This is a genomic window from Gordonia aurantiaca (assembly GCF_039939235.1).
In the GTDB taxonomy this organism is placed as follows: Bacteria; Actinomycetota; Actinomycetes; order Mycobacteriales; family Mycobacteriaceae; genus Gordonia.
Map to the genome: position 1 here is coordinate 485133 of NZ_JBDUUF010000002.1, position 13970 is coordinate 499102.

The following is a 13970-nucleotide window of genomic DNA, read 5'->3' on the forward strand; positions in this document are numbered from 1 at the left end:
CCTAACCGCGCGCGTCGAATTCGCGTGCCCGCAGCGAGCGCGCCACGCCGTCGCGTCCCTCGGAGATCAGGCGCTTGAGGGCCGGCGGGTGGTCGGCTGCGAGGAACTCGTCGGCGAGGTCGAGGGCACGCTGCGACATCGCCCAGCTCGGGTAGAGCCCGACGACGACGGTCTGTGCGACCTCGCTCGAACGGCGTGCCCACACCTGCGGGACGGCCTCGAAGTACTTCGCCACATACGGTTCGAGCAGCTCGTCCTGGCCGGGTCGGGCGAAGCCCTCGATCATCGTGCGGGTGAAGATGTTCGACAGCGAGTCGTCCTCCACGGCCTGACGCCATGCCTCCGCCTTGGCCTCGGGCAGCGGGCGTGCGGTCCGCGCGGCGGCCGCCTGCCGCGCGCCGGTGGCGGTCTTGTCGCGCTCGGCCTCGGCGTCGATGACCGGGGTCGACGACGGGTCCGGGTCGATCGCACCGGCGGTGGCCAGCGCGCGCACCAGCTTCCAGCGCAGGTCGGTGTCGACGGACAGTCCGTCGAGGCCGACGTCGGCGGGATCGGAACCGGACAGCAGCGCCCGCGCGACGTCGACCTGGTCGTCGTTGAGGCGACCGGCCAGCCAGGTGTTCACGAACGCGAGCTGATGGTCGGAACCGGCCTCGGCACCGCGCGCCAACTCCAGCAGACGCGAGCTGAATCCGGGGCGCCCGACCCTCGCGGCCCACTCCGGATCGGCATACGACTCGATCGCCGTGGTCGCCTGTAGCAGGACGCGCTGCACGACGCCGATCTCGGTCTCCGCGGCGATGCCGCGCTGCACGAGCTCGACGAAGTCGCGGGCCCGCATCTCGGCCTGGCGGGTCATCTCCCAGGCCGCCGACCACACGAGAGTGCGTGGCATGGAATCGGTGATGTCGGCGATGCGGGCGGTCGCGGTGGCCAGCGACTGCGGGTCGAGGCGGATCGACGCATAGGTGAGGTCGCCGTCGTTGAGCAGGACCAGATCACCGCGGTTGACCCCGACGAGGTCGGCGACGTCGGTGCGCTCGCCCTCGACGTCGAGTTCGACGCTGTGGGTCTGCTCGATGCGGCCGGAACCGTTGTCGGCGTAGATGCCGACCCGCAGCCGGTGCACACGGGTCTCGCCGGCACCCGGCGCGGCGCCGTCCTGGACGATGGTGAAGCGGGTGAACGCGCCGGACTCGTCGACCTCGAAGTCGGGGCGCATCACGTTGATCCCGGTGGTGCGCAGCCACTGGTCGCCCCAGTCCGACAGGTCGCGTCCCGACGAGCGCTCCAGTGCGCCGAGCAGATCCGAGAACGTCGCGTTGCCGAATTCGTGCAACTTGAAGTAGTCACGCAGACCGGCGAGGAAGTCCTCGAGGCCGACATAGGCGACGAGCTGCTTGAGCACCGACGCGCCCTTGGCGTAGGTGATGCCGTCGAAGTTGACCTCCACCGCGGCGATGTCGGGGATGTCGGCGGCCACCGGGTGGGTCGAGGGCAGTTGGTCCTGCCGATAGGCCCATGACTTCTCGACGTTGGCGAAGGTCGTCCACGCGTTGGTGTACTCGGTGGCCTCCGACTGGCAGAGCACCGACGCGAACGTGGCGAAGGACTCGTTGAGCCACAGGTCATCCCACCACTGCATGGTGACCAGGTCGCCGAACCACATGTGCGCCATCTCGTGCAGCACGGTCTCGGCGCGACGCTCGTAGAGGTACTTGGTGACGCGCGAACGGAAGACGTAGTCCTCCAGGAAGGTCACCGCGCCGGCGTTCTCCATCGCGCCCGCGTTGAACTCCGGCACGAACAGCTGGTCGTACTTGCCGAAGGCGTAGGGGATGCCGAAGTTCTTGTGGTAGAACGCGAATCCCTGCTTGGTCTCGGTGAACAGGCGCTCGGCGTCCATGAACTCGGCCAGTGACGCGCGGCAGTAGATGCCCAGCGGGATGTCGCCGTGCTCGTCGGAGTAGACGTCGGTCCACTCGGCGTACGGGCCGGCGATCAGCGCGACGAGGTAGGTGGACATCGGTGCCGTCTCATGGAACCGGTGGATGCCGGGTTCGGCGGCGACGTTCTCCACGTGTGCCGCGTTCGAGATGACCTTCCAGTCCTCGGGCGCCTTCACCGTCAGGGTGTAGGTGGCCTTCAGGTCGGGCTGATCGAAGCACGCGAACATCCGCTTGGCGTCGGCGGTCTCGAACTGCGAGTACAGGTACACCGCGTCGTCGGTCGGGTCGACGAAACGGTGAAGGCCCTCACCGGTGTTCGAGTAGGCACAGTCGGCGACCACGGTGAGCGTGTTCTCCACGGCCAACCCGGGCAGCTTGATGCCCACCGACTCGTCGAAGTCGGAGACGTCGAGCTCGACGCCGTTGAGGGTCGCCGAGTGCAGTTTCGGGGCGACGAGATCGATGAAGGTCTCGGCCCCCTCGGTCGCGGTGAACGTGACCGTCGTGACCGAGCGGAACGTCTCGGTGCCGGGAGCGCCGTTCCCGTCGGTGAGGTCGAGCTCGATCTGGTAGTTCGACACGTCGATGGTTGCGGCGCGTTCGCGGGCCTGGTCTCTGGTGAGGTTCGGAGCAGTCACGCAGGCCAGCTTATCGGCGACTCGCGAACGCGGCCCGTCTCAAGGACGGCCCACCACGTCGGCGGGCAACAGGATGGCGTTGGCGAGGGCGGTCAGATCGGCCCCGATCAGCGGACGCGCCCGCAGGTCGGGCGCGCTGACGATGTCTCCGATGACCCCGATGAACAGGTTGGCCAGGGTGTCCGCCTCGTCGTGGGTCAGCGACGCGACCCGCGCGCGCAGGGCCGCGATCCACTCGGCGAGGTGCTCGCGGCTGCTCGCCGTGAGTTCGGCGCGGGCCTCTTCGGGCAGATACACGCTGTCACGGGTGTAGATCGGCACGATCCGGCCGTGGACGCTCAGCATCTGGCCGATGAACGTGGCGACGAGAGTGTCGAGCTCCTCACCCGGCGCGCACCTAGCCAGTGCTCTCGTTGCGTCGTACAGCATGCCCTCGGTGCCGCGGACCAGGATCGCGTGCAGTACCTCGGTCTTGCCGGGCACCAGCTGGTAGAAGGTGGCGACCGAGACGTCGGCGGCGTGGGCGATGTCGTCGATGCGCACATCGTGGAAACCGCGCTGCGCGAACAGATCCGCGGCGGCGTCGAGAATGCGCTCACGACGGCCGGCGGGACTCCATGTCCGCGTCCGGGACGCGGCGGCGGCCCCGGGTGCCGCGTCGTCGCGGGGGAGGGCGCAGTCGATGACCGACCGCACGACCGCCCGCTGGACCTGCATCAGCCGGTTCGGGGTCATCCGTCCGCGCGTGCCGTTGGTGTTCGAGTACAGCGACAGCACGGTGAAACCGAGGAGTCGTGCGTCATCGGAGGAGAGGTCCGGCCGCAACGCCGCGATCTTGCCCGCGATGTAGTCGCCGTAACCGGTGAAGATGCCGCGCATCTCCTCGAACTGCTTGCGGTGCAGGTGGCGTTGCTCGCGGCGCCACAGGATCGACACGTGGTGGTTGGCCGTCAGGTCGCCGAGCCCGTCGAGGAACAGACGCAGCGCCTCCTCCGGTGTGCGCCCGCGCATCTCGGCCTCCCGGTGGAGGCGGGCGACGAGATCGATCTGTGCGCGCAGTGCCTGGACCAGGATCTCGTGCTTGTCCGTGAAATGGCGGTACACGGCAGGACCGGTCAGTCCCACCGCCGCCCCGATCTGTTCGATGCTCACGTTCCGATAGCCGGACTCGGTGAACAATTCGGTTGCGGCGCGGATGATCTGCTCGGCTCGTTGACTCCTCGTTGCGGGCATGGCACCCTCCCGGCGCGTCGTGGTACGAGACTCGGCACAATCTTCGTGCTCGACGTTAACCGGAATTCTGCCCTGTGTTCGACGCACGGCCGAAGTGGCCCACGAAATGACGACATCCGTCCCGAATCGTGCACCCGGGGGAACAGACCGGGGCGCCGGCGTGTTGTGCCGCACATGCGGCCGCGAGGCCGCACCGACGACGAGAGGACGACGATGTCAGATCAGACCCAGGCAAGAGACCGTGTCGACTTCTGGTTCGATCCGCTGTGTCCGTGGTGCTGGATCACGTCCCGATGGATTCTGGAGGCCGAGAAGGTCCGTCCCATCGACGTGAACTTCCACATCATGAGCCTCGCGGTGCTCAACGAGGGCAAGGACGTCCCGGAGGAGTACCGAGAGGCGCTCGCCGGCGCGTGGCGCCCGGTCCGCGTCATCGCGGCCGCCGCGGCACAGAAAGGTGACGAGATCCTCGCGCCGCTCTACACCGCGATGGGTACCCGCATCCACAACCAGGGGATCAAGGACTTCGACGAGGTCATCGCCGGCGCACTCGGCGAGGTCGGTCTCGATCCGGAGCTCGCGAAGGCCGCCGACGCCGAGGAATTCGACGAGGCGATCCGCAAGAGCCACCACGAGGGCATGGACAAGGTCGGCGATGACGTCGGCACCCCGACCATCCACGTCAACGGCGTCGCGTTCTTCGGTCCGGTCCTGTCCCGCATCCCGCGCGGCGAGGACGCCGGCAAGGTGTGGGACGGCGCGCTCGCACTCGCGTCGTACCCGCACTTCTACGAACTGAAGCGCACCCGCACCGAGGGACCGCAGTTCGACTGACCCCGTCCGACCGGACCCGGAAGCCCATCGGACCCGAGGCCTCGCTCAGAACCTGGGCGGGGCCTCGAGTCCGTTCGGCAGGGAACCGGGCGTCACCGCTGCCGGATGCGGCGGCGGGGGAATCTCCACCACGTTGCCGCTGCCGACGCCGCGCACGATCCGGCGCGGTCGGAGCCACAACGCCCCGGCCCGCGTACGGTCCCGCAGCGCCGCCGCGCGCCACGTCAGCACCGGATGTGTGGACAGCAGATTCACCAGGTGGACGAAGAGCCCGCGTTCGTGGGTGGCGCGATCGGCGAACTGGTCGAAATCGACGGCGGACAGCATGTACTTGCCCGCCGCCAGCACCCCGATGGCGCCCGGGGCGCCCGCCGGGCGGGCGTAGTAGCCGTAGTTGTCGGCCGTGTACTCCTGCGCCCGCGACAGCGCGCTCCCCAGAACGGGGATGTTCATCCCGATCACGGTCGCGAGCTGGCGCCAATACGAGGTGTGACCGGCGGCGATGTGACCGACCTCGTGCCCGATGATGAACTCCAGGGCCGCGGGATCGCGTGCTGCCCCGCCGACCTCGAACAGGTCGGAGTAGACCACCACGTACCTGCGGAAGCCGTGGCCGTTGGCGAACGCGTTGATCTGCCCGTTGCCGAGGATGACGTAGGCGTCGGGCACGTACTCCAGGCCGAAGCGCGCGGCGGCCTCGACGACCATCCGATAGCCCTCGGGGAACTGGGTCGGTGTCATCTGCACTCCGTTCACCCGCGGCTGCGCGTAGGTGACGCCGCGGATCAGGAAGAGCAGCAACGGGAATGCCAGCGCTCCGAGCAGGTACTGGTTAACCATGCCGAGCGCGACGAGGGCGATGATCGCCGCATAGCCCACCAACGTGACGAAGATGAGCAACACCAGCGTGGGGATCTCCCACGGATGCAGCTGTGGCCGTGCCGCATAGCGCGCCGCCTGCAGCCACCGGCGGGTCGGGTCCGGCGGAGGCGAGGGGAGTGGATCGGCGACGCCGGGGACGTTCGGGATCGGGTTCGTCTCGGCTCGGGGGATGGGCGCAGGCGTGTCCACGTCCCCAATCTATAGTCGAGCCATGCGTGTCTACCTCGGTGCCGACCATGCCGGATTCGAACTCAAGAACCAGATCGCCGACCACCTGAGGGCGAACGGCCACGAGGTGGTGGACTGCGGCGCCCACGTGTACGACGCCCTCGACGACTACCCGGCGTTCTGCATCGACGCCGCGACGAAGACCGTCGCCGATCCCGGCAGCCTCGGCATCGTGCTCGGCGGCAGTGGCAACGGCGAGCAGATCGCGGCCAACAAGGTCCCCGGCGCCCGGTGCGCGCTGGCCTGGAGCGTCGAGACCGCGAAACTCGCCCGCCAGCACAACAACGCACAGCTCATCGGCATCGGCGGCCGCATGCACTCCACCGAGGAGGCGCTCGCGATCGTCGACGCGTTCATCTCCACCCCGTGGTCGGAGGAGGAGCGCCACCAGCGTCGCATCGACATCCTCGCCGAGTACGAACGCACCGGCGTGGCGCCTGAGGTCCCGCAGCCGCCGGCCTGATCGGTGCCCGAGGGCCACACGCTGCACCGGCTCGCACGTCGGCAGCAGCGACTCTTCGGCGGGCAACGCGTCCGGGTGAGCAGTCCCCAGGGGCGGTTCGCCGACGGTGCGTCCCTCGTCGACGGGATGACCTTCCACGCCGCGGAGGCATGGGGTAAACACCTCGTCCACCGGTACCGCGACGGTGACGCCGAACGCATGGTGCATGTCCACCTCGGTCTGTACGGCGCGTTCACCGAGCTCACCGCCCCATTCGGCGAGCCGGTCGGGGCGGTGCGGATGCGGATCGCCACCGACGAGGTGGCCACCGACCTGCGCGGCCCGACCGCGTGCGAGCTGTACGAGCCCGGTGACCTCGAGGCCCTGATCGCGCGGCTCGGACCGGACCCGCTGCGCCGCGACGCCGACCCCGACCGCGCCTGGGCCGCGATCTCCCGCTCGGCGCGTCCCATCGGTGCGCTGCTGATGGACCAGAAGGTGGTCGCCGGGGTCGGCAACGTCTACCGCGCAGAGATCCTGTTCCGCGCCGGCATCGACCCCATGCGTCCGGGCCGCAAGCTCGACCGCGCCGAGTTCGACGCACTCTGGGACGACCTGGTCGCGCTGATGAAGATCGGCGTCCGCCGCGGACGTATCCACGTGGTACGCCCCGAGGACGACCGCGGCGCTCCCTCGTACGCGCCGAACCGTCCACGCACCTACGTCTATCGGCGTGCCGGAGAGAGGTGCCGCATCTGTGGCACGCCGGTGATGATGACCGAACTCGAGGCCCGCAAACTCTACTGGTGCCCCTCCTGTCAGGCCTGAACTCCAAGATCGGACTCACCGCCCGAGGTGTGTGGACAGGCAGCCTCGGCAGGCTCTGTCGCAGTCGGTGCATCCAGCACTCTCGGGAGGACACGGGACTGGAAGCGGGGGGCGTGACGATCGGCCAGGATTCTCGAATGTGCACGACTGTCCGGAGATCGACATCCTGCTGTCGCTCGACCGGCTGGTCCACGACATCAGGCTCGGCGACGGGTCGTTCGTGGTCGAGGCGCCGGCGAGCATCTACATCCCGGCCGGACTGGTGCACAGTGCGAACGTGATCGAGGGCGAACGTGATCGAGGGCGAACGTGATCGAGGGCGAACGTGATCGAGGGCGAACGTGATCTAGGGCGAACGTGATCTAGGGCAGCGGCTTCTTCATCGCGATCACCGCGACCGAGGGGTACTTCGCGAAACCTCCGCCGGACGGCGGTCTCGCCGACGGGGGGACGCCGATCTCAGCGAACCCACAGCGTGGGCACGGGTGATCTCTCAACCCGGCAGTGGATCATGGACGGGGTGAGCCGACCTCAGAACGAATCGCCCACGGTCACCGTGTTCGTCGTCGGCGGAACCGGGGAGTCCCACCTCGGCGACCGCCGCACCGAGGTGACGGGTCTGCTCGCCGGGGTCGCCGGCGAACTCGACGATCGCTTCATCTGCCGTTGGGTGGGCTACCCGGCGAGCTATGGTCCCGCGCCCAGGCCCGGTGGGATGAGCTTCGCCGACAGCGTCGCAAGCGGCGCCGCACGACTCGTCGGATTGCTCGGCGACGCACCGGGACCCGTTGCGCTGGTGGGGTATTCGCAGGGAGCCGTGGTGATCCGCTCCGCCCTCGCGCAGCTCGCCGAGCGTGACCATCCCGTCGTCGGCCGAATTCTCGGTGTCGGCTTCGTCGCCGATCCGCATCAGCCGCCCGGGGTGATCCCGGGGTGCGACGGCTGGGGTGTCGCCGGTCCCGGCGAGCCGTTGCCGCCCGGCGTGCCCGCGACCTGGGTCGGGGTCCCGGACGACATGATCTGCAACGCGCGCGAGGACTCGCTGGTCCGCGACATCGCCGACCTCACCCGCACGATGACCTTCCGCGCGGTCGGTCGCTGGTTGCGAGCGACGTGGGAAACAATGCGCCGTAATGCATTCCAGAACGCGGAACGGACCTCGGTGCGGCCCGCACAGTGGCGCCGCGACCTGCGCCGGCTGGCCGCGGCCTGGTGGGAGGTCCGCTGCTACCTGCCCGCGATGCCGGGGGTCGCGGGATGGCGGTGGACCAACGCACCCGGCGGTCGTCACACGTCGTACCTGTCCGAGCCCTACCGCCGCGACTCCGCCACCGACCCGGCGTCGACCGGGTGCCAGGTGATCGCCCGGTGGCTGCAGGTGCAGGTGACCTTCGCGGGTATCGGCCCCGGGCGGACCCACTTCCCGGCTGCCTGATCCGCGCTCGAGTGGTGAAGCCACGTGTTCGAGGGGAGAGGTGCGTCGACATGTCGACGTGGTGGTCATCGGGTCGCCGACCGGCGTCGAACAAGATACGGGAGATCGCCCGCGTGCGGGAGACCGGCCACCGACTGCCGGCTCGACACCGATGCCCTCGACACGGATGCGCTTGTCGCCGCCCGCCCCGACATGCCTCACGGACAGACCGAGGGCCGGCCACCTGCGCGGTGACCGGCCCTCGGTCTGTTGTTCGTGTGGCGACTAGTCGCCGGTGTACTGCCCGCCGATGGTGTTGCGCACCACGATCGGGGTACCGCTCGGGATGTTGTCGTACACCCACTTGCCGTTCTCGGTCGAGACGTTGATGCAGCCGTGGCTCACGTTGCTGTTGCCCTGCTGGGCGACCGACCACGGTGCCGCGTGGATGAAGATGCCGTCCCACGACATGCGGGTCGCGTACTCGACGTAGGTGCGGTAACCCTCCGGGGAGTCGACCGGGACGCCGTACGTGGACGAGTCCATGTACATGTCGCGGTACTTCTCCTTGGTGTGGTACACGCCATTCGGGGTCGGGTGCTTGTCCGAGCCCATCGAGATCGGCATCTTCTTCACGATCTCGCCGTTCTTCCACCAGGTGATGGTGTGGGTCTTGTCGTCGGCGAGAGCGATGTAGCCGGTCTTGGTCTTCACGTTCGGCATCGCCGGGTCGGCCGGCTTCTCCGGGGTGGTGCTCGTCGGCGGCTCCGGCGTTGTCTTCTCGGGAGTCGACGGAGCAGGAGGAGTCGGCAGGCCCGGGATCTCCGGGATCTCGACGGGCGGGAGGCCCGGGATCACCGTGACCGGGGCGGCGTTCGCAACGCCGGGGAGGGCGAGAGCCATGGTCAGGACGCCCACGACGACGCCGGCGAGGCGTCGGGTCGAGCGTCGACCTGCAGCCCGCGAGGAGTGAACTTTTCTGGTCAGCACAGGACGTACCTTCGGTTCGATGAATATCTCGCGCATCACCCTGAAGCGCGACCCCATCGTTACACAACCGTTGCCTGGCGGCCAAGGATTCCGGCGCTCACCGACCCGGCAGGATCGCGAACGGCGGGTGCGCGGTGGCAAAAACCTCAGGTGAGCGCGCCGCCCGAAAGTGCTGTGGTGGTCGTCACATGGGGTGGGCGGACTCGGGTCATCATCCCGATGGCGTACATCTTCGCCCTCGGGCTGCGGCGGTTCAACAGGATCGATTGACCCAGTCCGGGCGGGTCCGGCCTAGACCGGTTGCGGGTGTTCGGTGCGGAGATGGCGTGCCGGTTCGGGGCACGCCTCGTCACGGCACACGAGCATGACGTCGATGCGGGGCACCCCGGCCTCGGATTCGACGACATCGCGGCGGATGTAGAGCGGTGCGCCGCAGGACTGGCACTTTCGCTGGGTCTTGCTGTGTGTAGAGGACATGCCCCCAGACTACGCCGGATGTGGGTGCCGTCACAGGGTTGTTGCAGCTCGAAAACGCAGGTCGCAGGCGGTCGGAAGAAGGCGCACAGTAGAAGATGCGCCGGACTCCGAGTGGTGGGGCACGCGCGCGAGGGGTCGGGGGTCGCCTCCCGGGGTCGGCGGCATCCACAACCGGCTACGGATCGGACAAGAGGCGATGAACAGGATCGCAGCAACAGCGACGTTGACCCTGGCGATTCTCATGGGCGGGGCCGGGATCGCCACTGCGGAGAAACCGTGCATGATGCCGATCGGGGACGGGCAATGGGCCCCGTGTCCGCCGCCGGTCATCTCGACCGGACCCGGGGACGACGGCCCGGACAACTCCTCCCCGCCGCCGTCGGCGCCGAGGATCTACTACATCTACGAGACCCCGTACGGGTATCCGTTCTGGGGTGATCCGTACGAGGACGGCTGGTTCCCGTACTGAGGCCCCTGCGTGGAATCCGGGGCGGCTCAGCGGGGGCGGCTGCGGAAACGGTGAGAGGCGAGGGCCTGTGCAGACCCTCGCCTCTCGTGTGGAGCGGGTGACGGGAATCGAACCCGCGTAGCTAGTTTGGAAGACTAGGGCTCTACCATTGAGCTACACCCGCGTGCTCACGACCGGCGGGAATCCCGCACGGCGCTTGCGTTGAGAAACCATACATAAAGTCGCGCCGGATTTCTAAATCGGGGTGGGTGTTTCGGGGGTGTGTCGGGGTGCCCCTCCTGACCGCCGGGGCACCCGTGCGTCACGTCGCGACCGGGGCCACGTACTATCTTCTGTTGGCCCTGATGCGCGGGTCGGCCACCACCGGCCTCACCGCGACCTGAGGACCGCGGGATGTGGCGCAGCTTGGTAGCGCATCCGCTTTGGGAGCGGAGGGTCGCAGGTTCAAATCCTGTCATCCCGACTCGTCGGTTGTGACCGTCGCGGGTCACGGGAACGCATCCCCGACCGAACCGAACTTTTTTCATCACCGCAGATATAAGGAGCAGGCGTGAAGAGCACTGTCGAGCAACTCACCCCGACGCGAGTGAAGCTCAACGTCGAGGTCCCGTTCGAGGAGCTGTCGGCAGACTTCGACCGGGCCTACCGGTCGTTGGCCCAGCAGATCCGGATCCCCGGGTTCCGGCCGGGCAAGGCGCCCGCCAAGCTGATCGAGGCGCGCGTCGGTCGTGACGCGATCCTGGCGCAGGTCGTCAACGACGCCCTTCCCGCCAAGTACTCCGAGGCCGTCGCCGAGACCGAGACCAAGGCAATCGGCCAGCCGGAGATCGACCTCTCCGAGCTGAAGTACGGCGAGGCCATCAGCTTCACCGCCGAGGTCGACGTCCGTCCGGAGATCGAGCTGCCGGACTACTCGACCCTGGCGGTCACCGTCGACGCCATCGAGATCGACGAGTCCGAGGTCGACACCCAGCTGGAGAACCTGCGTGCCCGTTTCGGCACCCTCAAGGGCGTCGAGCGCGGCATCGAGAACGGCGACTTCGTGTCGATCGACCTCGAGGCCACCGTCGACGGCAAGCCGGTCGAGGAGGCAAGCACCGAGGGCCTGTCGCACGAGGTCGGCTCCGGTCAGCTCGTGGACGGCCTCGACGAGGCGCTCATCGGCCTGAGGGCCGGCGAGAGCAAGGAGTTCACCACCAAGCTCGTCGCCGGTGAGCACGCAGGCGAGGAGGCCGTGGTCAAGGTGACCGTGCAGTCGGTCAAGGAGCGCGAGCTGCCCGAGGTCGACGACGAGTTCGCCCAGATGGCCAGCGAGTTCGACACTGTCGAGGAGCTGCGCAACAGCCTCCGCGAGCGTGTCGAGCAGTCCAAGAAGCTCGAGCAGGCCAACAAGATCCGCGACGCCGTCCTCGACGAGTTGCTCGCGAAGGTCGAGATCCCGCTTCCGGAGAAGGTCGTCGAGGAGGAGATCGAGGGGCAGCAGCACCAGATCATCCACGCGCTCGGCCACGACGACGAGCAGGTTGCCAAGTTCCTCGAGGCGCAGGGCAAGACCCGCGAGGAGTGGGACGCCGAGACCCGCGAGGAGGCCGAGAAGTCGGTCCGCCAGCAGCTGCTCCTCGACGCCATCGCCGACCAGCAGGACACGCAGGTCAGCCAGGAAGAGCTGACCCAGCAGATCATCTTCACCGCGCAGCGGTACGGCATGCCGCCGCAGGAGTTCATCCAGCAGCTGACCCAGGCGAACCAGGTCGGCGCGGTCTACGCCGACGTCCGTCGCGGCAAGTCGCTTGCCTCGATCGTCGGCCAGGTGACCGTCACCGACAGCGCCGGCAACGCCGTCGACACCTCCGAGTTCTTCGGTGGCAACGACGACGAGGACGAGGCCGCCGAGTCCGAGGACTGAGGCCAGCGGGCCGTTGATCCGGCCCGCGAGAACACCGATACGATCGCCGGCTCCCGTCGCCACGGGGCCGGCGATCGGCGTCGATACCCGCGGTGACACGCCCGATACAGCGCACTGGATCAGATCTTCACCGACGTGATCCGTTCTGCTCTCAGCGAATCCACGTGTCCTCGGCGGTGGCGACGGGCGTCGATTGACTAGTGTCGGGGAGGACGTCATCAGACAGATCGGAACATGCGTGACGCCCGTCTGGCCCGCCGGCCGGGAGCGCGCAGGTCATGACAACAAGGCAAAGGTAGGAACCCGTGAGTGAGCCGACCATCCACACACCCTCGATGAGTTCGGGTGTGGCTGGGTTGAACCTGACCGACTCGGTGTTCGAGCGTCTGCTGCGCGAACGCATCATCTTCCTGGGCACCCAGGTCGACGACGAGATCGCGAACCGGCTGTGCGCCCAGATCCTGTTGCTCGCCGCCGAGGACCCGACCAAGGACATCCACCTCTACATCAACTCGCCCGGTGGCTCGGTCACCGCGGGCATGGCGATCTTCGACACCATGCAGCTCGCCGAGTGCGATGTCGCGACCTACGCGATGGGTATGGCGGCGTCGATGGGGCAGTTCCTCCTCGCCGCCGGCACCAAGGGCAAGCGCCACGCCCTGCCGCACGCGCGCATCATGATGCACCAGCCGTCCGCCGGCATCGGTGGTACCGCGGCCGACATCGCCATCCAGGCCGAGCAGTTCGCGCTCACCAAGAAGGAGATGAACCGGCTCAACGCCGAGTTCAGCGGTCAGCCGCTCGAGAAGATCGAGGCCGACGCCGATCGCGACAAGTGGTTCACCGCGCAGGAGGCCCTCGAGTACGGCTTCGTCGACAAGGTGATCACCCGCCCGGGGCAGTGACCCGGTAGATCAGCCCTCTTTCGAGCCACCCTCAATCATTGGAGCAACAGATGACCAACTCCTTCTCGCTCGACGGACTGCCCGCCGAGGTCGCCGCCGGTGTCCCCGCGTCGGCGTTGGCGCTCAAGAACATCGAGGCGCGCTACATCCTGCCGCAGTTCATCGAGCACACCCCGAACGGCCAGCGGCAGTACGACCCGTACGCCAAGCTGTTCGAGGAACGCATCGTCTTCGTCGGCACGCCGATCGACCAGGTGGTGGCCAACGACGTCATGGCCCAGCTGCTCGTCCTCGAGTCGCAGGACCCCGATCGCGACATCACCATGTACATCAACTCGCCCGGCGGCAGCGTGCCCGACATGCTCGCCATCTACGACACGATGCAGTACGTCCACTGCGACATCGTGACCGTCTGCCTGGGTGAGGCCGCGTCGGCCGCCGCGATCCTGCTCGCCGGCGGCACCCCGGGCAAGCGCGCCGCGCTGCCCAACGCGACCGTGCTGATCCACCAGCCGCGCACCGGTGGCGCCTACCAGGGTCAGGTCTCCGACCTGGAGATCCAGGCCGCCGAGATCGAGCGCATCCGCGATCGCCTCGACGAGATCCTGTCGAAGCACACGGGTCAGCCCAAGGAGAAGATCCGCAAGGACACCGACCGCGACAACATCCTGACCGCCGACGCGGCCAAGGAGTACGGCATCGTCGACGAGGTCTTTGCGTACCGCAAGAAGTCGATGAAGAACTCCTGACCCGTATCGAGCGGGTTCGGTCGCGA

Annotated in this window: 14 protein-coding genes and 2 tRNA genes; 10 read left to right on the plus strand and 6 right to left on the minus strand. The window is 68.0% G+C overall.

All coding sequences use genetic code 11. The features are described from left to right. Position 1 precedes the first annotated feature (1 nt). Positions 2–2587 carry an aminopeptidase N gene (gene pepN, locus ABFT43_RS07170; protein WP_347959675.1) on the minus strand — a complete coding sequence of 862 codons (2586 nt, stop codon included), beginning with the start codon at positions 2585–2587 and terminating at the stop codon, positions 2–4. A 39-nt stretch (positions 2588–2626) separates the two neighbouring features. Then, complete coding sequence (locus ABFT43_RS07175; RefSeq protein ID WP_347959676.1) at positions 2627–3820, minus strand: TetR/AcrR family transcriptional regulator; 1194 nt, start codon at positions 3818–3820, stop codon at positions 2627–2629. 213 nt (positions 3821–4033) lie between these two features. Between ABFT43_RS07175 and ABFT43_RS07180 the strand changes: the two genes are divergently transcribed. Continuing rightward, positions 4034–4654: a DsbA family oxidoreductase gene (locus ABFT43_RS07180; protein WP_347959677.1), complete on the plus strand. Its 621-nt coding sequence runs from the start codon at positions 4034–4036 to the stop codon at positions 4652–4654. A 45-nt stretch (positions 4655–4699) separates the two neighbouring features. Here ABFT43_RS07180 and ABFT43_RS07185 read toward each other — a convergent pair whose 3' ends face one another. Next, positions 4700–5725 carry a M48 family metallopeptidase gene (locus ABFT43_RS07185; RefSeq protein WP_347959678.1) on the minus strand — a complete coding sequence of 342 codons (1026 nt, stop codon included), beginning with the start codon at positions 5723–5725 and terminating at the stop codon, positions 4700–4702. A gap of 22 nt (positions 5726–5747) precedes the next feature. Between ABFT43_RS07185 and ABFT43_RS07190 the strand changes: the two genes are divergently transcribed. The 4 genes from ABFT43_RS07190 (at position 5748) to ABFT43_RS07205 (ending at position 8469) form a co-directional block, all read left to right on the plus strand. Continuing rightward, positions 5748–6227 (plus strand): ribose-5-phosphate isomerase, encoded by a 480-nt coding sequence (locus ABFT43_RS07190; RefSeq protein ID WP_347959679.1) that lies wholly within the window; start codon positions 5748–5750, stop codon positions 6225–6227. A 3-nt stretch (positions 6228–6230) separates the two neighbouring features. Further along, a complete protein-coding gene (locus tag ABFT43_RS07195) occupies positions 6231–7034 on the plus strand; it encodes an Fpg/Nei family DNA glycosylase (RefSeq protein WP_347959680.1) in 804 nt (267 codons plus the stop codon). 139 nt (positions 7035–7173) lie between these two features. Next, entirely contained in the window at positions 7174–7347 is a 174-nt protein-coding gene (locus ABFT43_RS07200) for a hypothetical protein (protein WP_347959681.1), read from the plus strand. A gap of 198 nt (positions 7348–7545) precedes the next feature. After that, positions 7546–8469, plus strand: a complete 924-nt coding sequence (locus ABFT43_RS07205; protein ID WP_347959682.1) for a PE-PPE domain-containing protein — start codon at positions 7546–7548, stop codon at positions 8467–8469. A gap of 264 nt (positions 8470–8733) precedes the next feature. Here the strand turns inward: ABFT43_RS07205 and ABFT43_RS07210 are convergent, their stop codons facing one another. Both ABFT43_RS07210 and ABFT43_RS07215 read right to left on the minus strand, forming a co-directional pair. Next, the gene (locus tag ABFT43_RS07210) at positions 8734–9474 is read right to left on the minus strand and encodes a L,D-transpeptidase (RefSeq protein ID WP_347959683.1); all 741 of its coding nucleotides are present in this window, start codon (positions 9472–9474) and stop codon (positions 8734–8736) included. A gap of 255 nt (positions 9475–9729) precedes the next feature. Continuing rightward, positions 9730–9915 (minus strand): hypothetical protein, encoded by a 186-nt coding sequence (locus ABFT43_RS07215; protein ID WP_347959684.1) that lies wholly within the window; start codon positions 9913–9915, stop codon positions 9730–9732. A gap of 196 nt (positions 9916–10111) precedes the next feature. Here ABFT43_RS07215 and ABFT43_RS07220 point away from each other — a divergent pair, with 196 nt between their 5' ends. Further along, a complete protein-coding gene (locus ABFT43_RS07220; RefSeq protein WP_347959685.1) occupies positions 10112–10384 on the plus strand; it encodes a hypothetical protein in 273 nt (90 codons plus the stop codon). An 89-nt stretch (positions 10385–10473) separates the two neighbouring features. On the opposite strand, the gene ABFT43_RS07225 is transcribed toward ABFT43_RS07220, so the two are convergent. After that, positions 10474–10547, minus strand: a tRNA-Gly gene (locus ABFT43_RS07225). Positions 10548–10773: 226 nt separating this feature from the next. Between ABFT43_RS07225 and ABFT43_RS07230 the strand changes: the two genes are divergently transcribed. The 4 genes from ABFT43_RS07230 (at position 10774) to ABFT43_RS07245 (ending at position 13944) form a co-directional block, all read left to right on the plus strand. Continuing rightward, positions 10774–10847 (plus strand) — tRNA-Pro (locus ABFT43_RS07230). Between the two features lie 87 nt (positions 10848–10934). Continuing rightward, on the plus strand, positions 10935–12290 hold the full coding sequence (tig, locus tag ABFT43_RS07235; RefSeq protein ID WP_347959686.1) for a trigger factor: 1356 nt from the start codon (positions 10935–10937) through the stop codon (positions 12288–12290). 305 nt (positions 12291–12595) lie between these two features. Beyond that, on the plus strand, positions 12596–13195 hold the full coding sequence (locus tag ABFT43_RS07240) for an ATP-dependent Clp protease proteolytic subunit (RefSeq protein WP_347959687.1): 600 nt from the start codon (positions 12596–12598) through the stop codon (positions 13193–13195). A gap of 50 nt (positions 13196–13245) precedes the next feature. Continuing rightward, entirely contained in the window at positions 13246–13944 is a 699-nt protein-coding gene (locus tag ABFT43_RS07245) for an ATP-dependent Clp protease proteolytic subunit (protein ID WP_347959688.1), read from the plus strand. The last annotated feature ends 26 nt before the right edge of the window (positions 13945–13970 follow it).

Coding starts and splice junctions, on each gene's coding strand:
- ABFT43_RS07175 (WP_347959676.1), bottom strand. CDS start 3,820: ATGCCCGCAACGAGGAGTCAACGAGCCGAGCAGATCATCCGCGCCGCA.
- ABFT43_RS07180 (WP_347959677.1), top strand. CDS start 4,034: ATGTCAGATCAGACCCAGGCAAGAGACCGTGTCGACTTCTGGTTCGAT.
- ABFT43_RS07190 (WP_347959679.1), top strand. CDS start 5,748: ATGCGTGTCTACCTCGGTGCCGACCATGCCGGATTCGAACTCAAGAAC.
- ABFT43_RS07205 (WP_347959682.1), top strand. CDS start 7,546: ATGGACGGGGTGAGCCGACCTCAGAACGAATCGCCCACGGTCACCGTG.
- ABFT43_RS07210 (WP_347959683.1), bottom strand. CDS start 9,474: ATGCGCGAGATATTCATCGAACCGAAGGTACGTCCTGTGCTGACCAGA.
- ABFT43_RS07215 (WP_347959684.1), bottom strand. CDS start 9,915: ATGTCCTCTACACACAGCAAGACCCAGCGAAAGTGCCAGTCCTGCGGC.
- ABFT43_RS07220 (WP_347959685.1), top strand. CDS start 10,112: ATGAACAGGATCGCAGCAACAGCGACGTTGACCCTGGCGATTCTCATG.
- ABFT43_RS07245 (WP_347959688.1), top strand. CDS start 13,246: ATGACCAACTCCTTCTCGCTCGACGGACTGCCCGCCGAGGTCGCCGCC.